Below are 25,266 nucleotides of genomic sequence, written 5' to 3' on the forward strand. Positions count from 1 at the left end.
AGAATGAAGAAAAAAACAAGTGTAAAGTTTTTCAGTCTCCTTGTTGCCTCTGGGCTGCTGCTATCAGCATGCACCAATACAACTGGGGGTGATGGGAAAAAGAAGCCAGCTTCAAATGGTAAGACAGAAGTAAATGTAGCAAGTTTTCCAAAAACAGTAAAGAACGATAAACAGCCGATTAAAGATGGATCTCTTACGTATGCGTTAGTGTCCGATACACCATTTGAAGGCACACTGAATTATGCGTTTTATGATGGAGACCCAGATTCGCAAGTATTGGGGTTCTTCGATTTACCGTTATTTTCAACAAATGCTGACTATGAAATAACAAATGATGGTGCGGCAACATATAAATTGTCGAACGACAATAAGACCATTACTGTTAAAATAAAAGATAATGTAAACTGGTCTGATGGTAAACCGGTAACCGCACAAGACTATGAGTATTCGTTCTTAGTAATCGGTAATAAGGATTACACTGGTGTTCGGTATGGGGATGCGATCATTCAAAGTATTGTCGGGATGAAAGAGTATCACGAAGGAAAAGCTTCTAACATATCTGGTATAAAGATCATAGATCAAAAAACACTTTCCATTACCTTTGATAAAGCAAACCCATCTCTATTAACAGGTTTATGGACATATGCTATGCCTAAGCATTACTTGGGAGATATACCGATAAAAGATTTGGCGAAATCAGATAAAATTCATAAAACTCCAATTGGCTTTGGACCTTTCAAAATTAAAAAGATAGTCCCAGGTGAATCTGTAGAATTTGAACGTAATGATAATTATTTCGCAGGAAAACCAAAATTAAAGAGCATTATATTGAAGGTTGTTAATCCAAAAGTTATCCTGCAAACAATGAAAAAGGGAGAAGCGGATATTGCAGAATTCCCAACAGATCAATATCCAGCAGCTAAAGGTTCTAAGAATTTTCAATTCATTGGCGAATATGAATTAGCATACAATTACATTGGCTTTAAGCTGGGACATTGGGATGCGAAGAAAGGCATTAATGTCATGGACAATCCTAAATTTCAAGACAAGCGTCTTCGTCAGGCCATGGCTTATGCAGTCGATAATAAATCTGTCGGTGATAAGATTTACAATGGTTTAAGATTCCCCGCTACAGGCTTAATTCCGCCTTCATTCCCAACGTGGTACAATGAGGATGAAAAAGGAATTAGTTTTGACCCAGAAAAAGCAAAAAAATTATTGGATGAAGCAGGCTATAAAGATGTGAACGGCGATGGATTACGCGAAGATCCAAAAGGGAAAAAATTCCACGTCAATTTCTTGTCAATGAGCGGCGGGGACATAGCAGAACCTCTTGCTAAGTTCTATATGCAATGCTGGAAAAATGTCGGCTTGGATGTTTCCCTTGTAGATGGACGCTTAGCAGAATTCAATTCCTTCTACAAAATGGTGGAAAATGATGATCCTAAGGTAGATATTTATCTTGCTGCATGGGCAACGGGGACAGATGTGGATCCGTATGGACTCTATGGCAGAGATGTACCATTTAACTATACTCACTTTGTCAGCGATAAAAATGATCAATTATTGGCAGACGGCCACTCCGAGAAAGCATTTGATCATGCTTATCGCAAGAAAATTTATGATGAATGGCAATCCTATATGAATGATGAGCTTCCAGTGATCCCAACCTTGTTCCGTTACAAAATTTCTGCTATTAATAATCGTGTAACTGGCTTAAAAGCTAGTTACGGTGAAGATCAATATGGTTGGGCAAATGTTGGCGTATCAAATGAAAATCCAGATGTAGAGTAATCAAAATGAAGAGGAGATAATCCCATTCCGGGATTGTCTCTTTTTTTTGAAAGGTTGTTAAAGCACTTTGTTTATTTGGACAGTCTGTTGAATGGAGCAAAATATATATAAAGGAATAATTTAACTTAGGTCTGCCCATACTGATTGACAAACAGAATGTTGAAGAGAGGGGTTGTACAATGTTATATCTTCATGATGTTTGGGTAAATTGGTTTGAAGGTGAAGAAAATGGTTATAACGTTTGCCACTTTCATGAATGGCGCAAAGATGACGGTGTGGAGCTTTTGGACCAAGTACCTCTGATAAAAGTTGAGCCTGTTCTATATAACTATATTGAAAATGATTTATTAGAGTTGCCTCAACAACTTCTGGATGATATTTATCAAAAGGCGTACCTAAGAAAGAACCACGAAAGAATTCAGCTGGATTATTGTTTTGTTGTAACAGATGGCACGGGTATATTGGCCGTAGATACGATTGGTTACAATATACCGATTCGCAAAAGCAGATTAATACCACGGCAGGAACAGCTAGTCTATGAGATGATTAGCACCCATGAACCCCAAAAATATCAATTTTATGTTCAGTCAAAAGAGAAAGACTTCCACATCCTGTCACCAGAACCGGAATTAATGACAGGATTAACAAGAAAAGAGCGGCAGTTAAAACAGTTATTATTTATGGCACTGGACCAACTATTTTCTTCTAATAATGAGGCAGAGGTGCGCTATTGGTTTACCGAATGGTGCCCTGAAAAATACTCCAGTATTCAAGAACTAACCTTTGAAGAAGCATGGCAGCAGCTGTTTGAGGAAGCAAAATATGGATGGTCAAAAAAGCACGAAATTTTCTGTGAGAATATAATAAAAGGACAACCGTTTTTTGAAAAGCTTTGGGAAATGGAAAATGGTTCAAAAGTAAATTAAAAGCCTGACCCAAAGGGGATGCATTCCCCCACGGGTTCAGGCTTTTTATGATTTATTTTCTTCTTCCAAGACCCATTGCTGCTTCCATGTTCTTTAGTGTAAGATTTGCGGTTTGATTCGCTTTTTCAGCTCCGCGATCCAGAATGTCATCCAACTCACTAGTTTCCATTAAATTGTGATATTTCTCCTGAATCGGCTTGAAGACATTTACCACAACCTCAGCTAAGTCGCCTTTAAATGCTCCATACCCTTTACCGTCATACATTTGCTCTAGTTCAGAAACGGATTTATTCCCTAAGATAGAGTAAATGGATAATAAGTTTGAAATGCCTGGTTTATTTTCAACATCAAATTTAACAATACCATCAGAATCGGTTACTGCGCTTTTTATTTTTTTCTCAATTTGTTTAGGCTCATCAAGCGGAGTGATAAATGCTTTCTTGTTCGGATCAGATTTACTCATTTTCTTTGTTGGTTCCTGCAATGACATAATTCTTGCGCCAACTTTAGGAATGCGGATTTCAGGGATTGTAAATACTTCCCCATATTTTTTGTTAAAGCGTTCAGCTAGATCCCGGGTCAATTCCATGTGCTGTTTTTGATCCTCACCAACGGGAACAAGATCTGTATTATACAATAAGATATCTGCAGCCATTAGTGGCGGGTATGTTAAAAGAGAGGCAGATACAGCTTCTTTACCTGCTGATTTATCTTTAAATTGAGTCATCCGTTCGAGTTCGCCAATATAGGATACACATTGCATGATCCATCCTGCTTGTGCATGGGCAGGAACTTCCGATTGTATAAACAATGTTGCTTTATCAGGATCAATGCCTACAGCAAGATAAAGCGCAGCTAAGCTCCGTATATTTTTCCTTAATTCTGCGGGATCCTGAGGAACAGTGATTGCATGCTGATCAACAATACAAAAGTAACAATTGTAATCATTTTGCAATTCCACAAATTGCTTCATAGCTCCTATATAGTTTCCAAGTGTAATCGTCCCACTTGGCTGTATTCCCGAAAAAATCGTCTTCATGAAAAATTCCTCCTAAAAATTAGACCCTGTACACTTATCCGTTGATTTCTAATTCCACCATCAGAAACTGTAACATGGCTAAATATAAATAAAAAAACCATTCATCCCACCGAAAATAGGGACGAATGGTTTCGCGGTACCACCCTAATTACTCATAAAAGAGTCACCTTAAATCCATGAACGCAAAAAAGCGAACACAGGTCCTTATTAACGCAAGGATCACGTCACTTCCTACTCAAAGGTTCAGAATGAGGCTCAAAAGTCCATTCCGCATTTTTTCGTGTTTGTTCCCACCAGCCACAAACTCTCTTCTGAACGAAAGGAAATACGTACTACTCTTCATCATTGCCTTATGACTATAGAATTAATCTTATTATAATGAAGTGCATATTTATTTTCAAGTGAGTAAAACATAGTAAATGAGCAAGGCAATTAACATTAGAGAACCATTAATTAGTCCATGGAACAAAAGGGGTTTATTATTGATTGTTACAAGTTCAGATAATGCCGGCACATCACTGAATTTTCTTTTTTCATTACCTCTTGAAAGAGAAGCAGCAAAATTAAGGGACCTAGAAATGACGTCATAAAATCCGGATTGAATGGTATAAACTAATAAGGAAAAAAGGAGTAAAACAGCTGAGATATAAAAAGATATATTGATATAGCTTAGCAAAGAAATTTTATGATAAAAAATGAAAGATAACAAAAAAATAACAGCTTGTGTAAGCGTTACCAAAAGCATCCTTTTCCTATGCAAAAAGTTCACTTAGAAACCCCCATAACATTGATTTATAAGGCTATTACAGGTGTAAGTTTAAATTATACCATAGGAATTTGCAACTTTTTCGTAAGATTTGTTAACAACCTGTAAATTAATTATTAAAAAGTGATGTACATTATCTCAAAAATATGTATAATAAGAAATGTAGTAATTTTTCAGAATAATAGAAAAGGGAGGTCTATTAGTGAAGAAGTCAAAACTTTCACTATTATTAGCATCAACACTAGCTACAAGCATGTTCTTGGGCGCTTGTTCTAGTGGCTCAAGCAACAATAGCAGTTCAAAAAATACAAGCTCCGCAGGAAAGCTTGCTGACAAACAAGTTATTAATGTTTTGGAATCTGCCGAAATTCCTAATTTGGATAGCGTAATGAACGAAGACGTTCTTGGCAGTGAAATCCTTTCTCAAGTAAATGCTGGTTTATATCGTTTGGATCAGTCGGGTACAAAGGTAATCCCAGATCTTGCAGTAGGGGATCCGGAATATAATGCGGATAAAACAGTATTAACGATTAAATTAAGAAAAGATGCAAAATGGTCAAATGGTGACCCTGTAACTGCCAAAGACTTTGTTTATGCTTGGCAACGCGGAATTGATCCAAAAACGGCATCACCATATGTTCCATATATGATGGATGATAAAATCAAAAATGCAACCGCAATCAGTGAAAATAAAGCGCCAGTTTCATCTTTAGGCATTAAAGCTGTAGATGATTATACGTTGCAAGTCACTTTAGAGAAACCGCTTCCGTATATTAGTTCATTATTAACATTCACAGCATTCTATCCGCAAAACCAAAAGTATGTTGAAGCACAAGGTGCAAACTATGCAAAAGATGCTTCCCACCTGCTTTTTAATGGTCCTTTTAAATTGACAAAGTGGGAAGGCACTGCAGCTGACCAATGGACATTAGAAAAGAATGCTGATTACTGGGATGCAAAAGACGTTACATTACAACAAGTTAATTTTAACGTTGTAAAGGATCCACAAGCAGCTGTTAATGCCTATACGGCAGGGCAAGCGGAAATTACACCAAGACTTGCTTCATCAGCAATTATTTCGCAATATCAAGGTTCTAAAGACTTAATGCAATATCTTGAGCCATCTTTGTGGTGGTTAAAAATGAACGAAAATAACCCAGTTTTGAAAAATCTCAATATCCGTAAGGCAATTGGTTTAGCAATTGATAGAAAAGCATATGTGAATAACGTATTAGCAAACGGTTCAGTTGAGGCCAACTATATTGTGCCCAAGGAATTTGCTAAGAATCCGTCTACTGATAAATTCTTCCGTGATGATGCAGGTACATATCTGCAAACAGATAAAGCACAAGCTAAGAAGTTATGGGAACAAGGTTTAAAAGAACTAGGCAAAACATCAGTAACATTCACTTTTGTTGGTCAAGATACTGAAACTGCCAAGAAAGAGGAAGCTTTCATCAAAGATCAATTGGAGAAAACTCTTCCTGGCTTAACGGTTAATATTCAAAGTGTTCCGTTTAAAATCCGTATTGACCGCGAAGATAAACAAGATTACGATATCATTTTCAGTGGTTGGGGACCAGACTATGATGACCCAATGACATTCATGGACCTCTTCTTAACTGGCGGTGGTCAAAACCACATGAGCTATAGTGATCCAAAATATGATCAATTGGTTAAAGCTGCTCAAACTACTTTAGCTACTGATCCGAATAAGCGCTGGAAAGCTCTCCAAGACGCTGAGAAAGTTCTATTAGAAGACGATGCAGCATTGGCACCACTTTATCAGCGTTCTGTTAACATTTTAGTAAATCCTAAAGTAAAAGGTTTACAACATAATGCTTATTCTGATTTCAGTTACGAGTGGGTAAAAGTTTACAAATAATTAGCATTTTAATCAAATAAAAAGAGAGTATATTAACAATATACTCTCTTTTTACCTGTAACAGAATTGTCGAATAATGAAGAATATTAAATCAATTAGGAGGTGTAGGCATGGCAAGATATATATTACAACGGTTTCTCTATATGATTTTCACTTTATTTATCGTTGTATCCGTAACCTTTTTCCTCATGAAGTTAATTCCCGGCACCCCTTTTAATAACTGGGAAAAACTATCAGGCATCCAGCGTCACATATTATTAGTTAAGTATGGGTTTGATCAGCCTGTACCTGTTCAATATGCTCACTATATGATAAACATGCTTAAAGGTGATTTAGGTGTTTCCTTTCAGTTTAATAATACTCCAGTAACGCAACTTTTAGCCGACCGTACTGGCCCATCCGCACTGCTTGGTGCACAAGCCATGATTGCAGGTGCAGTGATCGGGATCCTATTAGGCGTTGTGGCTGCGCTAAAACAAAATACATGGGTTGACTATGGTGCAACATTTATCGCAGTAATTGGAAAATCTATTCCAAGTTTTGTTTTTGCCGGATTGTTGCAATTTTATGTGGCAGTTAAATTAGGGTGGCTTCCTGTTATGTTTTGGAATGGACCGTCATACACTATTTTGCCAACGATCGCTTTGGCCATGTTTCCTATTTCCATTGCAGCCCGGTTTATGCGGACTGAAATGGTAGAGGTAATGGCTTCTGATTATATTACGCTTGCAAAAGCAAAAGGTGCTAGCTATTGGCAAATCAGTTTTAAACACGCATTGCGTAATGCGTTAATTCCTGTTATTACTGTAATGGGACCATTAGCTGTAAGTTTAATGACAGGTTCTCTTGTAATTGAAGATATTTTTGGTATTCCTGGCATCGGTGATCAATTTGTTAAGTCAATTATGACAAACGACTATCCCGTCATTATGGGAACTTCCATTTTATTTGCAGCACTATTTGTCTTCATCATCCTAGTTGTTGATATTCTTTACGGAATCATCGACCCGCGTATTCGCATTTCGGGGGGGAAAGCTAAATGATTAACAAAGAACCAACCATCTCACAGGATATGTTTGCGCCCGCCCATATCGATCCATCTAAAAGCGAGAAAATTGCCAAGCCAAGTTTGAATTTTTGGCAGGATTCCTGGTTGAGGGTCCGTAAAAATAAAGGGGCAGTAATCAGTTTAGTTGCTATCGTGATCTTACTTATTCTTTCATTTGTTGGCCCATTAATCACACCATATAAATTTGATACACAAAATACGGATAATCATGATCTTCCGCCGCGTGTACAAGGCTTGGAAAATATTCATTGGCTTCCGTTTGATGGCACCTTAACAAATAAAGCCGGTATAACATACAATGCCTACGAAGTCCGACACGTGAAGCAGTATTATTGGTTTGGAACGGATGAACTTGGACGTGACATTTTCGCCCGTATTTGGAAAGGTACCCAGGTATCCTTATTCATTGCCTTCATGGCAGCATTGGTGGATATGTTAATTGGTGTAGCATATGGAGCAATTTCGGGTTACCTCGGCGGCCGTGTCGATAGTATCATGCAGCGGATACTGGAGATTATCGTCGGTATTCCTAACCTAATCGTTGCAGTGTTAATGATTCTTGTTCTAAAGCCGGGAATCATTCCGATTATTATCGCGATCACATTCACAAGCTGGACGAGTATGGCCAGGGTTGTGCGCGCGCAAGTGCTGAAATTTAAAAACCAGGAATTTGTTTTAGCATCAAAGACACTTGGTGCTTCAGATGGTGCGATTATTTTTAAACATATGATTCCGAACATGTTTGGCGTTATCATTATTAATACAATGTTTTCAATTCCGAATGCCATATTCTTTGAAGCGTTTTTAAGTTTTATTGGTTTGGGATTGCAGGAGCCTAATGCCTCATTGGGAACATTAGTTAATGAAGGATATAAACAGATGCTGGCATATCCGTTTCAAATGATTATTCCTTCCATTATGATTGCATTGATTATGGTATGTTTTAACCTAGTAGCAGATGGATTACGGGATGCACTTGATCCAAAAATGCGTGATTAGAAGGCAGGTGAATGAATGTGGAAAAGGTATTACAAGTTAAGGATTTAAATATATCCTTTCATACCTTTGCTGGAGAGGTAAAGGCAATTAGAGGTGTCAACTTTGATTTATATAAAGGGGAAACCCTCGCGATAGTTGGAGAATCTGGTTCAGGTAAATCTGTTACGACGAAATCTATTATGCGTCTTCTTCCTGAACATAATTCTGAAATTAAAAGCGGAGAGATTCTTTTCAACGGCCAGGATCTAACCAAATTATCCGATAAACATATGCAAAAAATTCGTGGTCATGATATTTCTATGATTTTCCAAGATCCAATGACATCCTTGAATCCGACAATGAAAATTGGCGCTCAAATTATGGAGCCGCTTATTAAACATCAAAATATGAGTAAGCAGTCGGCAAAGGAAAGAGCAGTTGAACTCTTAAAACTAGTTGGTATTCCTAAGCCTGAGATTCGTGTCAATCAGTATCCGCACCAATTTTCAGGCGGTATGAGACAAAGGGTTGTTATTGCAATAGCTTTAGCATGTAATCCGAAAGTTCTCATCGCTGACGAACCAACAACGGCATTGGATGTAACCATTCAAGCGCAAATTCTGGAATTAATGAAGGATTTGCAAAAGAAAATTGATACTTCCATTATTTTTATCACCCATGATCTTGGGGTTGTTGCCAATGTGGCTGACAGGGTTGCAGTAATGTATGGCGGGAAAATTGTAGAAATTGGGACGGCAGATGAAATTTTCTATAATCCCAAACACCCATATACATGGGGATTAATCAGCTCGATGCCTGATATGGAAACAAATGATGAGGAGCTATACTCCATCCCAGGTACACCGCCTGATCTATTGGACCCTCCAAAAGGGGATGCGTTTGCTCCAAGAAATCCGTATGTAATGAAAATTGACTTAGAACAAGAGCCTCCTTTCTTTAAAGTATCAGATACTCATTATGCTGCAACATGGCTGCTCCATCCTGATGCACCAAAGGTTGAACCACCTGAGGCAGTAAAAAGACGCCAAAATCAGTTCGTTGGCGTTAAGGGGGGGAAATAAATGGCCGAAAAGTTACTTGAAATTAAAAATTTAAAGCAATATTTCAATGTAGGTAAAGCAAATGAAGTAAAAGCAGTCGATAATGTTTCATTTGATATTTACAAAGGGGAAGTATTGGGTCTTGTAGGCGAATCCGGTTGCGGGAAATCAACTACAGGAAGGACGATCATTCGATTGTACAATGCATCAGGAGGAGAAGTATTATACAACGGTGAAAATGTCCATGGCAAAAAATCAAAGACTCAATTAAAAGAGTTTAATCGAAAAATGCAAATGATTTTTCAGGATCCATATGCTTCATTAAATCCAAGGTTAAAAATTGCCGATGTAATCGCAGAGGGAATTGATATCCACGGTCTTGCCAAATCGAGGGAAGAACGGATGGAAAGAGTTTATGAACTCCTCGAAACAGTGGGATTAAACAAAGAGCATGCAAACCGATACCCGCATGAATTCTCAGGCGGTCAGAGACAGCGGATTGGGATTGCCCGTGCCTTGGCTGTTGAACCTGAGTTTATTATCGCTGACGAACCAATTTCAGCACTGGACGTTTCGATTCAAGCTCAAGTTGTTAACTTGATGAAAAAACTTCAGCATGAAAAAGGATTAACCTATCTCTTTATTGCCCATGATTTATCAATGGTGAAATACATTAGTGACCGGATTGGGGTAATGTATTTTGGTAAAATGGTAGAACTTGCACCTGCTGAAGAACTGTATCGTAATCCGCTGCATCCATATACGCAATCCTTATTATCAGCGATACCGGTTCCAGACCCTATTAGCGAACGTACTCGCAAACGGAAAACATACGATCCTGCAAGCCATAATTATCAGGATAATGAAGTAGTTGAATTTAGAGAAGTTTCTCCGGGACACTTTGTATTATGCTCTGAAAAAGAATTGAAACAGTATCAGCAGCAAATAAAATAAAAACGATCTCTTTGAGATCGTTTTTTTATCGTTATTATTTCTTGTTTCCACCGCCAACAGCTTTCCAGCCAGTTTGAAATTTTGCAGATTGGTCAACAAATTCACTGCGGCGCTTTCCGCCAAATACTTTTTCTCCCAAACTATTTGTAAGAACACCCATTATTGCAGTAATTCCAACAATTAACACAGCCACAACAACTAAATCCATTATGTAAGCAACCATGATAACCCCTCCATTCGTTAATGGTCTGCATTTCATTAATTTTATAAATAATCCTCTACATATTTATTTTAAAAGAACTTTTTCTCTAATGAAAGAGAAATTTAAAAATGATTTTGAAGTTTTGGCGCAATATTGAATGCGTTTTCATTTGCGGATTTATAGTGAGAATATAAATAGGTATGTATGAAATCATTTTGGTTCCATTCATTGTAATAACCCTCAAAAATGTTCATGACGAAACGAAGGTTATACATGTAACATATACTAAACGAATACATTTCAAGATGCAAAGAAAAATAATGAAACTTTTTGCCGGTTTATTCGTCTAATATAATATACATATGTTTAAAATGGAGTAAGATGGCCACTCTAATATTTTTGAAAAAAGGATACCTTTTTTAGAAACAGTGGTGTATAATAAATGATATAAATTCCTTATTTATAATTATTTTAATCATGAAACAATAAGTTATATTAGTCGGCAATAAAAATATAAATGGTTTGTAAAATATAGAGGAGTGTGAAGAACGGATGGTAACATTATACACTTCACCAAGTTGTACATCATGCCGGAAAGCGAAGTCATGGTTAGAGGAACACGAAATACCTTACAAAGAAAGAAATATTTTCTCTGAACCATTATCAATGGATGAAATAAAAGAAATTTTAAGAATGACTGAAGATGGAACTGATGAAATCATTTCAACAAGGTCCAAAACATTTCAAAAGTTAAACGTTAACCTTGATGCTATGCCGCTTCAAGATTTGTTTAAATTAATTAAGGAAAATCCTGGATTGTTGCGTCGTCCTATTATTATAGATGAAAAGCGATTACAGGTTGGTTATAATGAAGATGAAATCCGCCGCTTTTTACCAAGAAAAGTGAGGACGTTCCAGCTGCGAGAAGCACAGCGGATGGTGAATTAAATAATAAGGCCTCTTGTTGGAGGTCTTTTTTTGCATATTATCTGACTTGAGGTAACGTTTTTTTATTGCTATAATTAATGGAATATTATAAAATTATATATCCCTAACAGTAATTAAAGGAGTATTGTAGGGGAAACTAGGCGTAATAACGGTTTTACTAATTTTTGTATTTTTTATTTCCCTTATTAGTGCTTTTATCATAAAATGAAAGTACAAGAGTACTACTTTTTTGGTGAATATTCCTAATAAAAAGGATAAATACTAAAAGGCATTATCTGCTTGGGGGTATTTTGTCCCTTCAATATGGACAGTGGAAGGGAGAGGTTTAAATGGAAATTGAACGGATTAATGAGAATACGATTAAATTTTATATTTCCTATGTTGATATAGAAGAAAGGGGTTTTGATCGCGAAGAAATTTGGTACAATCGCGAGAGAAGCGAAGAACTTTTTTGGGAAATGATGGATGAGGTACATGAAGAAGAAGAGTTTGTTGTAGAAGGACCTCTTTGGATTCAAGTTCAAGCACTTGATAAGGGTTTAGAGATCCTTATTACGAAAGCTCAGCTATCAAAAGACGGACAAAAATTTGAACTTCCAATCCCAGTTGATAAAATGAAAGAAGTACCTGTCGATGATAAAATTGAAGATCTTTTAGATCAGCATTTTAATCCTAATTACGAAGAAGAAGATGAAGGATTATTGGATGAAGAAACATTGGAATTTGTTCTTTCATTTAAAGACTTTGAAGATGTAATTAGTTTATCAAAACGGCAAGGTATGGATAATTTAGTAACAAAGCTTTATCATTTCGAAGGAAGATACTACCTTTATGCAGAATTTCCTGAAGAAATATTTGATGAAGAAGAAATTGATGATATCTTAAGTATTTTGCTTGAGTACGGCTATGAAACGCAAGTAACCATTCATCGAATTCAAGAATATGGGAAAGAAATTATTTCTGGCGATGTATTCGAAGTTGTAAGAAAACATTTTAGTTAGCAAAATACCGATTTCAAACTGAAATCGGTATTTTGCGTGATTTAAAAAAGATACATCTGGCAGGTGAGGAACACTGAAGAACACTGTAAGGGTCATCCTTTTTTTAATTATTTTATCCATACTATTGTTTTTCTTTAAAAGTCGTCTGGAAAGTGGAATACTCGGATTTGTCAGCGTTTTAATTTCGCTGTCCGTCATTTTTATTGGTTTTGTCATATTTTTGGAAAATCGCCATCCAACCCAGACAATCACATGGCTTGTGGTATTAGGGAGTTTTCCGTTGGTAGGTTTTATTTTTTATCTGCTTTTTGGTCGAAATTATCGCAAAGAGAAAATGTTTCGAAAAAAATATTTTCTTGATAAACAGGCCTATTTAACAGTAGAGGGTGATAATGATCCTAGAAGTGAAGAAAAACGTCGGCTTCTTGGGGAACATCAAGGCAGATTATTTATTCTGGCTCAAAAACTCGGCAACAGTCCCATATCTTTTAATACCGCTACCGAAGTGTTAACCAATGGAGAGGAAACATTCCGAAATATAATTGATGAATTAAAAAGAGCAAGGCACCATATTCATTTGGAATATTATATAGTCAGACATGATCAAATTGGAAATGAAATAAAGGAAATTCTAATTGAAAAAGCCCATCAAGGGGTAAAGGTACGCTTTATGTTCGATGCGGTAGGGTCATGGCAATTATCCAAATCTTACATACATGAACTAAAAAATGCCGGGATTGAAACGATTCCATTTGGACCAGTTAAACTTCCGTTTTTAAATAATAAATTCAACTTTCGTAATCATCGGAAGATTATCGTGATTGATGGAAATATTGGTTTTGTCGGCGGCTTGAACATTGGTGATGAATATTTAGGGAGAAGTAAGGAGTTTGGTTTTTGGCGTGATACTCATTTAAAGTTAAGAGGGGAAGCTGTCAGATCATTACAGCTTATTTTTCTTCAGGATTGGTATTATATGACAAACCATAGCTTTTTAACGGCGGAGTATTTATCACCACAAATTGATCATCTAAGTCATGGTGGAGTTCAGCTTATTCCAGGAGGACCTGACAATGAGTGGAGTGTCATTAAAAACATCTTTTTCTCCATGATTTCCTCTGCTAAAAAGTCAGTATGGATTGCATCACCGTATTTCATACCAGACGAAGATATATTCTCCGCCTTAAAAATAGCAGCTCTAAGCGGTGTAGAGGTTAGATTGCTTGTACCAAATCGGCCTGATAAGCGCATTGTTTTCCATGCCTCAAGATCGTATTTTCCTGAGCTTCTTGAGGCTGGCGTAAAAGTATATGAATATCAACGTGGCTTTATGCATAGTAAAATGATCATTGTAGATGGGGAGCTTGCCTCTATTGGAACCTCCAATATGGATATGAGGAGCTTTCATTTAAATTTTGAGGTAAATGCTTTTCTATTTCGGACAAAAAGTACGCAAAAATTAGTAGAAGAGTTTATAAATGATCTCAGTTTTTCGAAGGAAATTGATTTGAACATTTTTTCACAGCGCCATATTGGTTTTCGCCTCTTGGAATCGACTTCCCGGCTGCTGTCCCCGCTTCTGTAAAAAAACTCGTCTAAAAATTGACGAGTTTTTTATTTTTGAGCAGGATATTGCTTGGAATTGTCGAATAATGATGGCAGAAGGGAGGAGATCTATTGTTAACAGCGTTAACAAAAACCGGTAAAAGAATTTCCTTAGGATATGCTTACAAAAAAGACACGCTTATTTATATGCGCAACACAGAGGAATTTCTTTGCCCCATATGCAAAGAACCTGTTATCCTCAAATTGGGAGACAAGCGGATTTATCATTTTGCACATATGCGGGGCGGGACATGCCTGGAATTTTATGAGCCTGAATCTCAACTTCACATGGAAGGAAAAATTCAGCTTTATCAATGGCTTATTCGCCAAAAGATTATGGCTGTTTTAGAGTATTATGATAAGGAAATACAACAGCGTCCCGATATCATGTTTGAATATGGCGGACATAAATATGCATTAGAGTACCAATGCTCCGTTATCCCCGAAGAGATTTTTATTAAAAGGACAAATACTTATTTGCAAAATGGATATATTCCCCTTTGGATCATCGCAAACACTCATATCCAACAAAATAATAGCAGCAGCATCTCTCTATCGAGTTTTCACTACTTATTTTTACGACCCTCATTAAATGGAAAATATTTTATTCCCACCTATTGCTCCGAAAAACAGCAATTTTATTTAATCCAATCACTTATTCCCATCTCAACTAAAAATACTATTTTTCAATCAAACATTTTACCATTAGAAAATTCTCGACTTGATTGTATATTAAATCCTTTACAAGAAAGTCATTTGAATTTTAAATATTGGAAGCTGAAGGTGGAAAATTATATATTAAATTGGTCTTTTTATTCAGGGAAAAGAAAAAATCCGTTTTTACAGGAGATCTATCTTCATCATCTTAATCCTTTTTTGTTACCGTCAGAAATCGGGTTGCCTGTTGCCCATGCGATCTATATACAAACACCACCATTTATTTGGCAAACATATTTATTTATAGATGTTTTTATGGGTAAACATCAGAACGACACTTTCACCGTGACAGAAATCAGCATGAAGATAAAAAAACGATTGTATCGAAAAGATCTGATCATGAGAAGTTTGCCTCAATTAAAGGATGTTAGCCCCATGATCCCAGTTATGGAATACTTTCGCCTTTTGGAACTTGAGGGAATCGTAAAAAAGATCAGTGAAGAGACCTATCAAATTCAGCGGAAAATTGTCGTTCCCCAGTCGAATCGAGAGAACGAAGAAGCAAAGAAAATCTTTTATCAAAAAAGCCGTCCATTTCTAACGAATATATAAATGAAACAATCGTATTGGGCATAATATTAAGGGATGGATAAACTTATTTCTGCTTTTTTACAAAGGAAACTGGGCATATTTAGAAGAATATTATTAAGGGATAGAATAAAAAGTGATATGGAGGATGAATGATGGCAAATGAAACTGCGGTTAAGTCGCTGCCGGCAAGAAGTGCAATTTCTGTAGAAGAGACTTGGAAATTAGAAGATATCTTTCCTAGTGATGATCTATGGGAAAAAGAATATCAAGAAGTAAAAGGATTAATACCAAAAGTGAAAGAATTTGACGGGAAATTGGGAGAAAATGCTGAAACCCTTTATAAAGCCCTGCAATTTCAAGATCAATTACTAGAACGAATTGGTAAACTTTATACATATTCTCATATGCGCTATGACCAAGATACAACGAACTCTTTTTATCAAGGGTTAGATGACAGGATGAAAAACTTATATTCACAGGCTGCAAGTGCACTAGCTTTTATTGTTCCGGAAATTCTCTCTATTGATGAGAGTAAAGTGAAAAGCTTTTTATCAGCAAAAAACGAATTAAAACTATATAAGCATGCCCTTGAAGAAATTAATTTACAGAGGCCGCATGTATTAAGTGCTGAGCAAGAGGCATTATTGGCAGAAGCTGGTGAAGTAATGGATGCCTCTAGTAATACATTCGGGATGTTAAATAATGCGGATATGGAGTTCCCTTCCATTAAGGATGAAAATGGGGAAGAAGTAGAAATCACACATGGACGATACATTCGCTTTCTAGAAAGCAAGGACCAGCGGGTACGCCATGATGCATTTAAAGCCGTTTTTCAAACCTATGGGAAATTCAAGAATACTTTCTCAAGTACCTTAAGCGGTAATATCAAAAAAGATAACTTTAATGCCAGAGTCAGACATTATAACTCAGCAAGACATGCTGCACTTGCTGCGAATAACATTCCAGAGAGTGTTTACGATAATCTGATTAGTGCAGTAAATGAAAATCTACATTTATTACAGCGTTATGTGAAGCTTCGGAAAAAAGTTCTGGGGGTAGAAGAGCTTCACATGTACGACTTGTATACGCCATTGGTGAAAGATGTAAAAATGGAAATACAATATGAAGAGGCGAAGGATCTTGTGTTGAAAGGTTTAGCCCCTTTAGGTGATGAATATGCGAAAGTGCTTAAAGAAGGCTTTGAAAACCGCTGGGTAGATGTCCATGAAAATAAAGGCAAGCGTAGTGGTGCCTATTCATCAGGTGCTTATGGGACAAATCCATATATACTTATGAATTGGCAGGATAATGTCAATAATTTGTTTACATTGGCACATGAATTTGGACATTCTGTCCATAGCTACTATACAAGAAAGTCTCAGCCATATCCATATGGTAATTATTCAATCTTTGTAGCAGAAGTGGCATCAACATGTAATGAAGCACTGCTAAATGATTATTTATTAAAAACGGTAGATAACGAACAAAAACGAATTTATTTGTTAAATCATTATTTAGAAGGCTTTAGAGGAACTGTATTCCGCCAGACTATGTTCGCTGAATTTGAGCATATGATTCATCAGCAAGCACAAAATAATGAAGCATTAACAGCTGAGTCACTAACGAAACATTATTATGAATTAAACAAAAAGTACTTTGGGGAAGAAAATATTGTGATTGATGAAGAAATCGGCTTAGAATGGGCAAGAATTCCTCATTTTTATTACAATTACTATGTGTACCAATATGCAACAGGATTTAGTGCTGCTACAGCATTAAGCAAACAAATACTTGAAGAAGGCGAGCCGGCTGTGAAACGCTATATTGATTTCCTCAGTGCGGGCAGCTCTGATTATCCGATTGAGGTTCTAAAGAAAGCTGGAGTAGATATGACAAGTGCAGAACCAATTAAAGCTGCTTGTAAAGTGTTTGAAGAAAAATTGTGCGAATTGGAACAGTTGTTGTCTTAAGCTAAGGCTATGTTAAAGAACATTATTGGTATTTAAACATGGTTGATTGGAGCGGAAGGCACGAAGACTCCTCGAAAATGCTAACGCATTTCCTTCGTGCGTGGGGGAATACAAGGACGTCATTCAATGTCCTGCGGGAGTACGGTTGGGGAGACCCTGCAGGTGCATTAGCACCGAGGAGGCTCCAGGCACTCCCGCAGAATGCGAAGTGCCTGGAGCGGAAAACAATAGCCAATTTTAACAGAGCCTAAACTAAAAAGGGGGGAGGAGCCTTTAAGCTGCCTCCCTTTTTAAAAACCTTTAAATTTCCTTTTTTCGTTTAAAGAAAACAGCAAGATAAAAATAGACATGAATAATAGTGGAATGCTAATGTACATTGGAAAAATCTTCAATAGTGCTAATAAATGAAGAAAAAAGGCAATAAGAATAAACAAAAACATCATTAATTCAGAAAGTTTTTTCAATGTAATAATACTCCTTCTTTTTTAGATGTATGAGTCAATGCTTTCATACTATGTCTATGGTTAAATTTGTGGATATATGACTTTTTGACAATTATGTGAAATAAAGCACAAGTGTATTGTCATAATAAACATCTCCATGCTATATTGGATACGTGAAGTTGATCACAACAAACATATACCCCTTTGTTTGACCGTGAAAAATTTCTCCCATCCCCTTTGTTCGTATTGATAGAAAAATGCCTTCCTGAAATATCTGGAAGGCATTTTCTTTTTTGAAAATAATATTTCATAAAAATAGACAAAATCGAATTAGTCTTTCATTCGAGCTTTGTCTATTTGTCAATATATCTCCAAAATGTCCCGTATTTTGCAGGAATTTGCTCAACTATTTGTTTTAATAGCAGCTTTTTCATTTCACGTTCAATTTGCGAAATGGGCAAATCATACACAACAGCAATTTCTTTTGAAGCGACAAAGTTAAAAAGTTTTAAAAAACTCTCCAGCGGCGGTGGAGAAGCTTTGACTGGTATCTCCGGAAGCATTTCTTCCAGGATTTGTACATAAACTTCATAGGGGTATGTCCCTGTAATTTTAATACCCTCATCTTCCACATTTTCATTAAAGAAAACTAACGTCGGGATTTCCTGGACATCCATTTCTGTAGTGATTTTTAAATCACACTGAAAGGCTTTGATGGCACTTTCAGAATGCATATCATTACTAAACTCATCAATATCCAATCCTGCTCTAACCGCACAATCCAATAATACCTCATAATCCGAGATATTTCGCTTTTCAAGGAACAAAACTTCCTGCATCCTTCGCAAAAAGCGGATTCCAGCACGTCTTCCTTGAAGCTCTGCTGCTTTTAGAGCTATTGAAACGATATATGGAGAATCGACGGGATCTTCTAACCAGAGGTCTGCGTCACATGACATACCTGATCTGCTAGCTGTTTTTTCCCATAGTTCAACGATGTTTTCATAGTTTTTTTTCTTACTTATATTCAGATTGGCCAATCTTCCGCTTAAAACATGTTTAATTGAAAAATACCGCCCATATTCAATTCGCAGTTTTTTCAAAATGGGCTCCAGTGCCCAGCATTCAGGGCATAATGGATCAATAAACATATAAATTTCAATCGGCTTTTTATCCCCGCCGTGACAATGCTGATTCAGGTTTTCAGACCATGTATTATCCAATGTTTTCACCAAATTTTCCTTTGAAATCAATCGTATTATTTAAATTCGGGTCAGAATACTGGTCAGCAGGGTCATAAAAAGTGTCCACAAGAAGATGTAGAGTTTCTTCCATGACGGCCTTAAGTGATGTAAACTTTTCCTCTATCATGTGACAACTCCCTTTTCATGTCGATTGTATGTTTATTTTATCAATGACCATTTCATATCTCAAATGAATTGCTTTGAAATAGTGCAATTATAAGTAGACACATTATTAATGTTCTCAAAAGTGATTTTTCTTAATAGAAATTGAAGGGAATTACCAATGGGAAATTTCCCATTCATAACTAGATTCCGCCATTCGTTTTTCTACTTTGAGAGTATTTTGTTTCATAAAAGCGCTGTATTTTGTTTTTTGTTTTACGTTCAGGAATTTGGTATAGCTTTAGTATTTCATCAAAAATGCTTTTTCCTTTTTGATAGTTTTGGACCTCATATTCCATTTCAAAGTCTTCTGTATTTAAATAGAGACTGTGATCTAGGACAAGCAGTCCTTCTTGGTAAGCAATCTCCACCCGATTTGTCTTTAATGAACCAAAATATTCGAGAGTGGAAAAATCCCCGGATATGGCATCGATTTTAGCTTTAATCTCCCCTGCAGGCAGTGTCCCTGCCTGCAACATTTGTTCAGCTTCTGCGGCATTTAATGGTTGATTTGTTTCAAGCAATCCGATTTCCACAGGCTGCTTTAAAGTCATTTCAAACCCTTTTTGTTTTTTTCGGATACGAAGAGCGGATCCCATATTTTTCAAGGCGAAGTCTGGGGTATCAAAGTAATGATTTTCCTGTGTGAAAAATTGCTCAGCCTTTATTTTAAATGCAATTAAAAGTGTTTGATACTCTGTTTTTGTCAGCATGTTTTTAAATTCAATTTCTATATTCTGAGGCAAAAATAGTCAATCCTTTCATTTCACATATTCTCTTTGTATAGGTTACCACAATCATTGGGAGAATTAGATAAATTATGCTAAAATAGGAGAGGAAAGTTGGAGGTAATAGAATGAAGAGAAAAATGACGGTTATCAGTGCAAAGATAAAGGAAAAAGGCCTATTCCTTGAAACAGCAGAGGACCTAACTGGCTTAATGCCTGGAGAACAAATGCTTGTGGATTCTGATCATTTTGCATTTATTTACATAATGGAAGATCAGGAAGATTATACATATATCGAATTGTCAGAACAAATTTGGCCTCAATTAAAAGCGCCCATGGAGAAAAAATTATCCGTATGGATCTGCAATGTGAATCAAGAAATAATGCTGCAAGGCTTTTGGGATGAATTAGAGTATCTGATTGAAAATATTAAAGGAAACAGTAATTATGGGCAAGAAATGGTCAATAAAGTAGAGGGCTTTTTTTAGAGGTGGATTTATGAAGCTTTGGGATCAATTTTTAGCACCTTACAAGCAGGCTGTGGATGAGCTTAAAGTAAAACTAAAGGGACTGAGAGGGCAGTTTGAACTGGATTCCTCCCATTCCCCGGTTGAATTTGTTACGGGAAGAGTTAAACCTATTGCCAGTATTCTGGACAAGGCCAATCAAAAAGGAATTCCTCTTGATAAATTGGAAGAAGAGATGCAGGATATTGCGGGCATGCGTATCATGTGCCAGTTTGTAGAAGATATTCATCGTGTTGTTGAGCTATTGAGGAACCGCAATGATTTTGAAATAGTGGAGGAAAGAGACTATATTTCTCATGAAAAAACAAGTGGTTACCGCTCATACCATGTTGTTATCCACTATCCAGTTCAAACCATTCACGGGGAAAAGAAAATACTAGCAGAAATTCAAATCAGAACACTTGCAATGAATTTTTGGGCGACCATTGAACATTCATTAAATTATAAATATAAAGGAGCTTTCCCCACAGATATAAAAATGCGGCTGCAGCGGGCCGCAGAGGCGGCATTCCTTCTTGATGAGGAAATGTCTTTAATCCGGGGCGAGATTAAAGAAGCTCAAGCATTCTTTACCCTAAAGAAAGAATTAAAGCAGGAAGAAAAGAACTAATATTGCATAACACTTTTTGAAAGCCATTCAGGATAAGGAGATAAAATGATGAAATTCGCGATTACATCAAAAGGAGATCAAAATTCAAATATTTTGATGCACAAAATGCGGACCTATTTACTTGATTTTGATCTGAAGTATGATGAGGACCAGCCGGATATTGTGATTTCTATTGGCGGTGACGGGACATTGCTATATGCCTTTCACCGTTATAGCAGCCGTTTGAGCAAGACTGCATTCGTTGGTATCCATACCGGACATCTTGGTTTCTATGCTGATTGGCTTCCGGAAGAAATCGAAAAACTCGTGATTGCGATTGCCAAAACGCCTTTTCAGGTTGTTGAATATCCGCTGCTTGAAGTGATTATCCGCTATTCCCATGCTGGAAAGGAATCTAGATATTTGGCGTTAAATGAATCAACCGTGAAAAGTGTGGAAGGAACACTTGTAATGGATGTAGAAATCCGCGGCGACCATTTTGAACGCTTTCGCGGCGACGGTCTCTGCGTTTCCACTCCGTCTGGCAGCACTGCTTATAATAAAGCATTGGGCGGGGCGATTATCCATCCGTCGCTTTCTGCCATTCAGATAGCGGAAATGGCTTCCATCAATAATAAAGTGTTTAGAACAGTGGGTTCGCCGCTTATTCTTCCTGCACACCATACTTGCTTGCTAAAACCTGTGAATATGTCAGATTTTCAGGTTACCGTCGATCATCTTACATTGCTGCATAAAGATGTAAAGTCTATTCAATTCAGAGTACCTGAAGAGAAAATTCGTTTTGCCAGATTCCGCCCATTTCCTTTTTGGAAAAGAGTCCATGATTCATTCATTTCAGATTAATGGCGGAAGGGGACAAAAAAATTGGCAACACGTTTTCAATTGAGTTGGGTAATTGACACCGAAAGCTCAGGGATGATAATTAGAGAATTTCTAAAGAAGGAAGAAATTTCACGAACGGCATTAACTGATATTAAGTTTCAGGGCGGTCAAATTCTTGTAAATGGTGAAGATGTAAATGTCCGTTACAAGCTACTTGAAGGAGACCGATTAACGGTTGAATTTCCGCCTGAAAATCCAAGTCAGGGTATGAAAGGTGAAAAGATTCCACTTTCAATTATATATGAGGATGATTATTTATTAGTTGTGAATAAGCCTGCCGGAATGAGTACAATTCCTTCAAGGGAGCATCCCACTGGAAGTCTTGCAAACGCGTTGATCGGCTTTTATGAACAACTCAAGTTACAAGCAACTGCCCATATTGTGACAAGGCTTGATCGTGATACTTCTGGAATTGTCCTCGTTGCCAAGCATCGGCACGTACATCATCTTTTTAGTAAGAGCCAAAGAAGCGGAGAAGTAAAGCGTATTTATGAAGCGTTTGCCGAGGGGAGAATAGCATCTGAAACCAATACAGTTGATGCTCCAATTGGTCGTAACCCTGACAGTATTATTGAAAGGGAAGTCCGTCACGATGGTCAAAATGCCATCACACATTACCGGGTTCTGGCTAGGCTCCGAGACTTTACATATTTGGAACTTAAGCTTGAAACAGGGAGGACACATCAAATTCGTGTTCATATGTCCTATATCGGCCATCCCTTACTAGGAGATGATTTGTATGGTGGAAGTCTAGCCAAAATCAAAAGACAAGCACTTCATTGTAAACATATTCATTTTATCCATCCATTTACGTATGAAGAAATGTCATTTACGGCACCGCTCCCTGATGATATGAAAAATATTTTGAAAGAGGCTGACTCTTAAATGTTGTCAGCCTTTGTCTCGTTAATCAAATTGCCTAAATTTTTCAGGTACATATGGCATTGTTGATGGGACCGAGACAGTCTCCATTTCAGGATATCTTAATGCGGTAAGGTTACCGCCGAAAACAGCACCAGTATCAATATTATATGTATTATTGATAATTCGCGGTTCTTTCACGGGAGTATGTCCATATACAATACTTGCCTCACCATGGTAGTTTTTAGCCCAATCTCTTCTTACTGGCGTTCCATCAGCATGTTTTTCCCCTGTGATATCACCATATAAGACAAATTCTTTTGCTTTTCCATTTGTCTTTCCAATTAATTCCTGTTTAATTCCGGCATGGGCAATGATTAATTTTTGCTGATCCAAAACTAGATATAATGGTGCGGATTCATAGAGCTCCATAAATTTTTTGCGAATTAATTGTCGTTTTTCAGGTTCTAATGATTCATATTCAGCAACTGTCGTTTCCAGGCCGTGGGCAATTTGAACTTTGTTTCCCAGAAAGAAACGGTATAATTTATTACAATGATTTCCCGGTGCATAATAAGCATTTTTTTGTTTAAACACTAGCTCCCAAACTACTTCAATTACCTTAAGTGACTCTGGTCCGCGATCTGTTAAATCACCAACAAAGCCGATTACCCTGTTTTCAGGATGGTGCGGCAGGCCGTTTTCCCACACATAGCCGATCTTTGTGGTGAGTTCTTGAAATTCTCGATTACAACCGTGAATATCGCCGATAATATCTATTTTCATTTGAAGATCCTCCTTCATCTATATTAGTTTTCGTATTGAGGGTTCTTTTTATTAAAGAGGCGGTGTCCTTTTCATTTTTAATTAAATAGTGTAGAATTAGTACCAAGTACTAATAACTCGTTATATATTAGGAGGAACTTTCTAAATGATTTCTTTAAAAGGAAAAACTTTCGTTGTAATGGGCGTTGCTAATAAACGCAGTATTGCATGGGGGATTGCTCGTTCACTGCATAATGCAGGGGCCCGTTTAGTGTTTACATATGCTGGCGAAAGACTAGAGAGCAGCGTCAAAGAATTGGCCCATTCTTTAGATGCTGAAGGAACTTTAGTGCTGCCTTGTGATGTGACAAGTGACGAAGCCATTGCAAAATGTTTTGCAGACATTAAAGAAACTGTTGGCACCATTCACGGGATTGCCCACTGTATTGCATTTGCAAAAACGGAAGAATTAAAAGGCGAATACCTGAATACTACTCGTGATGGTTTCTTACTGGCTCATAATATTAGCTCTTATTCTCTAACTGCTGTTGCTAAAGAAGCGCGCAGCTTAATGACGGAAGGCGGCAGCATCGTTACATTGACTTATCTAGGCGGAGAACGTGTTATGCCGAATTATAATGTAATGGGAGTGGCAAAGTCGTCATTAGATGCAAGTGTCCGTTATTTAGCTGCTGATCTTGGCAAGGAGAATATCCGAGTTAACTCGATTTCAGCTGGTCCGATCCGTACACTTTCTGCTAAAGGAGTCGGTGATTTTAACACAATTTTAAAAGAAATCGAAGAAAATGCACCACTAAGAAGAACCACAACACCGGAAGAGGTGGGAGATACTGCATTATTCTTATTCAGTGACCTTTCCCGCGGTATTACTGGCGAAAATCTTCATGTCGATTCAGGTTACCATATCTTATAATATAAATGAAGCCCGCTGATACTTAGCGGGCTTTTTAATGTTTGGATATCATTTTAAAAGAATTTCCTGTTAACGACAATGGGTAACTCGCATACATATAAAGTGTAGATGAATGTATATGGAGGTGCATACCATGTCCAATAAGAGTGGGCAGGGGCCATTGTTATATATTGTTCAGCCGTTTTCCAACACACCTTCCAACTATCAGATGCAGGAGGTGTATACGAACAAACGCGAATTAGAAGAAACTTTAGCTGAGAGAGGAAGGGAGGACAAAACAAATAGGCAGCAGAAGAAAAAGGGACATCACAAAGAACCTATTCCCATTGATATTCCGCCAGATGAATTAGAGCAATCAAAAGCTGAAGCCATTACAAGTGATACAACTCGTCCATCCTTCAAGCGGGTCAAACCGTTCAAACAGATGAATTTAACAGAAAGATTGGAATATCTGCTTCATTTTCCGAAGGCTCTTCCACCAGTTCCATGTGTTTTCTATACCGAAAATGAAAATTACCAAGGATATTTGAACACATATGAAAATGAGCAAGTAACCATTCAATTTCCTGACCAAACCACTAAAACAATTCCAGTCAGCCAGCTCACTAATGTCATGATGATAGGGATTAAACGATAAGAAAAACAAGAAGGCCAGCCGATTTCC

General features: G+C 37.2%; 26 protein-coding genes and 1 other annotated feature. Of the genes, 18 read left to right on the top strand and 8 right to left on the bottom strand.

Features of this window, described 5'->3' with window-relative positions:
• The first annotated feature begins 3 nt into the window (after positions 1–3).
• Together opp4A and HPT25_RS13735 are read left to right on the top strand one after the other, a co-directional pair.
• A complete protein-coding gene (gene opp4A / locus HPT25_RS13730; protein ID WP_173065060.1) occupies positions 4–1,794 on the top strand; it encodes an oligopeptide ABC transporter substrate-binding protein in 1,791 nt (596 codons plus the stop codon).
• A 179-nt stretch (positions 1,795–1,973) separates the two neighbouring features.
• Positions 1,974–2,720 carry a YjbA family protein gene (locus tag HPT25_RS13735; protein ID WP_173065062.1) on the top strand — a complete coding sequence of 249 codons (747 nt, stop codon included), beginning with the start codon at positions 1,974–1,976 and terminating at the stop codon, positions 2,718–2,720.
• Positions 2,721–2,772: 52 nt separating this feature from the next.
• Here the strand turns inward: HPT25_RS13735 and trpS are convergent, their stop codons facing one another.
• The gene (gene trpS, locus HPT25_RS13740; RefSeq protein ID WP_173065065.1) at positions 2,773–3,759 is read right to left on the bottom strand and encodes a tryptophan--tRNA ligase; all 987 of its coding nucleotides are present in this window, start codon (positions 3,757–3,759) and stop codon (positions 2,773–2,775) included.
• A 114-nt stretch (positions 3,760–3,873) separates the two neighbouring features.
• Positions 3,874–4,114 (bottom strand) — a binding site (T-box leader).
• A gap of 42 nt (positions 4,115–4,156) precedes the next feature.
• Positions 4,157–4,528, bottom strand: a complete 372-nt coding sequence (locus tag HPT25_RS13745) for a DUF3899 domain-containing protein (RefSeq protein ID WP_173065068.1) — start codon at positions 4,526–4,528, stop codon at positions 4,157–4,159.
• Between the two features lie 199 nt (positions 4,529–4,727).
• On the opposite strand from HPT25_RS13745, the gene HPT25_RS13750 reads away from it, so the two are divergent.
• From HPT25_RS13750 to HPT25_RS13770, 5 genes are all read left to right on the top strand, one after another.
• Complete coding sequence (locus HPT25_RS13750) at positions 4,728–6,410, top strand: peptide ABC transporter substrate-binding protein (RefSeq protein WP_173065071.1); 1,683 nt, start codon at positions 4,728–4,730, stop codon at positions 6,408–6,410.
• A 110-nt stretch (positions 6,411–6,520) separates the two neighbouring features.
• Positions 6,521–7,453 carry an oligopeptide ABC transporter permease gene (opp3b, locus tag HPT25_RS13755; protein ID WP_173065074.1) on the top strand — a complete coding sequence of 311 codons (933 nt, stop codon included), beginning with the start codon at positions 6,521–6,523 and terminating at the stop codon, positions 7,451–7,453.
• A complete protein-coding gene (gene opp3C, locus HPT25_RS13760) occupies positions 7,450–8,478 on the top strand; it encodes an oligopeptide ABC transporter permease (RefSeq protein WP_173065077.1) in 1,029 nt (342 codons plus the stop codon). The genes opp3b and opp3C overlap by 4 nt, the downstream gene beginning before the upstream one ends.
• 17 nt (positions 8,479–8,495) lie before the next feature.
• Positions 8,496–9,539 carry an ABC transporter ATP-binding protein gene (locus HPT25_RS13765; protein ID WP_173071122.1) on the top strand — a complete coding sequence of 348 codons (1,044 nt, stop codon included), beginning with the start codon at positions 8,496–8,498 and terminating at the stop codon, positions 9,537–9,539.
• Positions 9,540–10,472, top strand: coding sequence for an oligopeptide ABC transporter ATP-binding protein OppF (locus tag HPT25_RS13770; RefSeq protein WP_173065080.1), 933 nt, complete (start codon positions 9,540–9,542; stop codon positions 10,470–10,472).
• A gap of 34 nt (positions 10,473–10,506) precedes the next feature.
• Here HPT25_RS13770 and HPT25_RS13775 read toward each other — a convergent pair whose 3' ends face one another.
• Positions 10,507–10,695, bottom strand: a complete 189-nt coding sequence (locus tag HPT25_RS13775) for a hypothetical protein (RefSeq protein WP_173065082.1) — start codon at positions 10,693–10,695, stop codon at positions 10,507–10,509.
• A 531-nt stretch (positions 10,696–11,226) separates the two neighbouring features.
• On the opposite strand from HPT25_RS13775, the gene spxA reads away from it, so the two are divergent.
• The 5 genes from spxA (at position 11,227) to pepF (ending at position 17,446) form a co-directional block, all read left to right on the top strand.
• Positions 11,227–11,622, top strand: a complete 396-nt coding sequence (spxA, locus tag HPT25_RS13780; RefSeq protein ID WP_173065085.1) for a transcriptional regulator SpxA — start codon at positions 11,227–11,229, stop codon at positions 11,620–11,622.
• A gap of 329 nt (positions 11,623–11,951) precedes the next feature.
• Positions 11,952–12,623 (top strand): adaptor protein MecA, encoded by a 672-nt coding sequence (gene mecA, locus HPT25_RS13785; protein ID WP_173065088.1) that lies wholly within the window; start codon positions 11,952–11,954, stop codon positions 12,621–12,623.
• Between the two features lie 73 nt (positions 12,624–12,696).
• The gene (cls, locus tag HPT25_RS13790; RefSeq protein WP_173071124.1) at positions 12,697–14,208 is read left to right on the top strand and encodes a cardiolipin synthase; all 1,512 of its coding nucleotides are present in this window, start codon (positions 12,697–12,699) and stop codon (positions 14,206–14,208) included.
• Positions 14,209–14,300: 92 nt separating this feature from the next.
• Positions 14,301–15,497: a competence protein CoiA gene (locus HPT25_RS13795; protein WP_173065091.1), complete on the top strand. Its 1,197-nt coding sequence runs from the start codon at positions 14,301–14,303 to the stop codon at positions 15,495–15,497.
• Positions 15,498–15,628: 131 nt separating this feature from the next.
• On the top strand, positions 15,629–17,446 hold the full coding sequence (gene pepF, locus HPT25_RS13800; protein ID WP_173071126.1) for an oligoendopeptidase F: 1,818 nt from the start codon (positions 15,629–15,631) through the stop codon (positions 17,444–17,446).
• A 290-nt stretch (positions 17,447–17,736) separates the two neighbouring features.
• Here pepF and HPT25_RS29480 read toward each other — a convergent pair whose 3' ends face one another.
• The 4 genes from HPT25_RS29480 to HPT25_RS13815 form a co-directional block, all read right to left on the bottom strand.
• Positions 17,737–17,889 (bottom strand): hypothetical protein, encoded by a 153-nt coding sequence (locus tag HPT25_RS29480; RefSeq protein WP_512698532.1) that lies wholly within the window; start codon positions 17,887–17,889, stop codon positions 17,737–17,739.
• Between the two features lie 353 nt (positions 17,890–18,242).
• Entirely contained in the window at positions 18,243–19,112 is an 870-nt protein-coding gene (locus tag HPT25_RS13805) for a ClpXP adapter SpxH family protein (protein ID WP_246277190.1), read from the bottom strand.
• A complete protein-coding gene (locus HPT25_RS13810) occupies positions 19,105–19,260 on the bottom strand; it encodes a hypothetical protein (protein ID WP_173065094.1) in 156 nt (51 codons plus the stop codon). The genes HPT25_RS13805 and HPT25_RS13810 overlap by 8 nt, the downstream gene beginning before the upstream one ends.
• 178 nt (positions 19,261–19,438) lie before the next feature.
• Complete coding sequence (locus HPT25_RS13815; RefSeq protein WP_173065097.1) at positions 19,439–20,041, bottom strand: CYTH domain-containing protein; 603 nt, start codon at positions 20,039–20,041, stop codon at positions 19,439–19,441.
• A 110-nt stretch (positions 20,042–20,151) separates the two neighbouring features.
• Between HPT25_RS13815 and HPT25_RS13820 the strand changes: the two genes are divergently transcribed.
• The 4 genes from HPT25_RS13820 to HPT25_RS13835 all read left to right on the top strand — a co-directional run bounded on the left by HPT25_RS13820 (position 20,152) and on the right by HPT25_RS13835 (position 22,927).
• A complete protein-coding gene (locus HPT25_RS13820) occupies positions 20,152–20,511 on the top strand; it encodes a UPF0738 family protein (protein ID WP_173065100.1) in 360 nt (119 codons plus the stop codon).
• A 10-nt stretch (positions 20,512–20,521) separates the two neighbouring features.
• Positions 20,522–21,160, top strand: coding sequence for a GTP diphosphokinase (yjbM, locus tag HPT25_RS13825; protein ID WP_173065103.1), 639 nt, complete (start codon positions 20,522–20,524; stop codon positions 21,158–21,160).
• A 48-nt stretch (positions 21,161–21,208) separates the two neighbouring features.
• Positions 21,209–22,003, top strand: a complete 795-nt coding sequence (locus HPT25_RS13830) for an NAD kinase (RefSeq protein WP_173071130.1) — start codon at positions 21,209–21,211, stop codon at positions 22,001–22,003.
• A 72-nt stretch (positions 22,004–22,075) separates the two neighbouring features.
• Entirely contained in the window at positions 22,076–22,927 is an 852-nt protein-coding gene (locus tag HPT25_RS13835) for an RluA family pseudouridine synthase (protein WP_173071133.1), read from the top strand.
• Positions 22,928–22,948: 21 nt separating this feature from the next.
• Here HPT25_RS13835 and prpE read toward each other — a convergent pair whose 3' ends face one another.
• Positions 22,949–23,689, bottom strand: a complete 741-nt coding sequence (prpE, locus tag HPT25_RS13840) for a bis(5'-nucleosyl)-tetraphosphatase PrpE (protein ID WP_173065106.1) — start codon at positions 23,687–23,689, stop codon at positions 22,949–22,951.
• 145 nt (positions 23,690–23,834) lie between these two features.
• Between prpE and fabI the strand changes: the two genes are divergently transcribed.
• Both fabI and HPT25_RS13850 read left to right on the top strand, forming a co-directional pair.
• Positions 23,835–24,602, top strand: coding sequence for an enoyl-ACP reductase FabI (gene fabI, locus HPT25_RS13845; RefSeq protein WP_173065109.1), 768 nt, complete (start codon positions 23,835–23,837; stop codon positions 24,600–24,602).
• Positions 24,603–24,735: 133 nt separating this feature from the next.
• Entirely contained in the window at positions 24,736–25,239 is a 504-nt protein-coding gene (locus HPT25_RS13850) for a CotO family spore coat protein (protein WP_173065112.1), read from the top strand.
• The last annotated feature ends 27 nt before the right edge of the window (positions 25,240–25,266 follow it).

Origin of the sequence: Neobacillus endophyticus, assembly GCF_013248975.1 — a bacterium.
Taxonomy (GTDB): domain Bacteria; phylum Bacillota; class Bacilli; order Bacillales; family Cytobacillaceae; genus Neobacillus; species Neobacillus endophyticus.

Coding starts and splice junctions, on each gene's coding strand:
- HPT25_RS29480 (WP_512698532.1), bottom strand. CDS start 17,889: ATGATGTTTTTGTTTATTCTTATTGCCTTTTTTCTTCATTTATTAGCA.
- fabI (WP_173065109.1), top strand. CDS start 23,835: ATGATTTCTTTAAAAGGAAAAACTTTCGTTGTAATGGGCGTTGCTAAT.
- opp4A (WP_173065060.1), top strand. CDS start 4: ATGAAGAAAAAAACAAGTGTAAAGTTTTTCAGTCTCCTTGTTGCCTCT.
- pepF (WP_173071126.1), top strand. CDS start 15,629: ATGGCAAATGAAACTGCGGTTAAGTCGCTGCCGGCAAGAAGTGCAATT.
- HPT25_RS13810 (WP_173065094.1), bottom strand. CDS start 19,260: ATGATAGAGGAAAAGTTTACATCACTTAAGGCCGTCATGGAAGAAACT.
- HPT25_RS13770 (WP_173065080.1), top strand. CDS start 9,540: ATGGCCGAAAAGTTACTTGAAATTAAAAATTTAAAGCAATATTTCAAT.
- HPT25_RS13735 (WP_173065062.1), top strand. CDS start 1,974: ATGTTATATCTTCATGATGTTTGGGTAAATTGGTTTGAAGGTGAAGAA.
- HPT25_RS13820 (WP_173065100.1), top strand. CDS start 20,152: ATGAAGAGAAAAATGACGGTTATCAGTGCAAAGATAAAGGAAAAAGGC.
- opp3b (WP_173065074.1), top strand. CDS start 6,521: ATGGCAAGATATATATTACAACGGTTTCTCTATATGATTTTCACTTTA.
- opp3C (WP_173065077.1), top strand. CDS start 7,450: ATGATTAACAAAGAACCAACCATCTCACAGGATATGTTTGCGCCCGCC.
- HPT25_RS13850 (WP_173065112.1), top strand. CDS start 24,736: ATGTCCAATAAGAGTGGGCAGGGGCCATTGTTATATATTGTTCAGCCG.
- trpS (WP_173065065.1), bottom strand. CDS start 3,759: ATGAAGACGATTTTTTCGGGAATACAGCCAAGTGGGACGATTACACTT.
- HPT25_RS13835 (WP_173071133.1), top strand. CDS start 22,076: ATGATAATTAGAGAATTTCTAAAGAAGGAAGAAATTTCACGAACGGCA.
- yjbM (WP_173065103.1), top strand. CDS start 20,522: ATGAAGCTTTGGGATCAATTTTTAGCACCTTACAAGCAGGCTGTGGAT.
- mecA (WP_173065088.1), top strand. CDS start 11,952: ATGGAAATTGAACGGATTAATGAGAATACGATTAAATTTTATATTTCC.
- prpE (WP_173065106.1), bottom strand. CDS start 23,689: ATGAAAATAGATATTATCGGCGATATTCACGGTTGTAATCGAGAATTT.
- HPT25_RS13830 (WP_173071130.1), top strand. CDS start 21,209: ATGAAATTCGCGATTACATCAAAAGGAGATCAAAATTCAAATATTTTG.
- HPT25_RS13775 (WP_173065082.1), bottom strand. CDS start 10,695: ATGGTTGCTTACATAATGGATTTAGTTGTTGTGGCTGTGTTAATTGTT.
- spxA (WP_173065085.1), top strand. CDS start 11,227: ATGGTAACATTATACACTTCACCAAGTTGTACATCATGCCGGAAAGCG.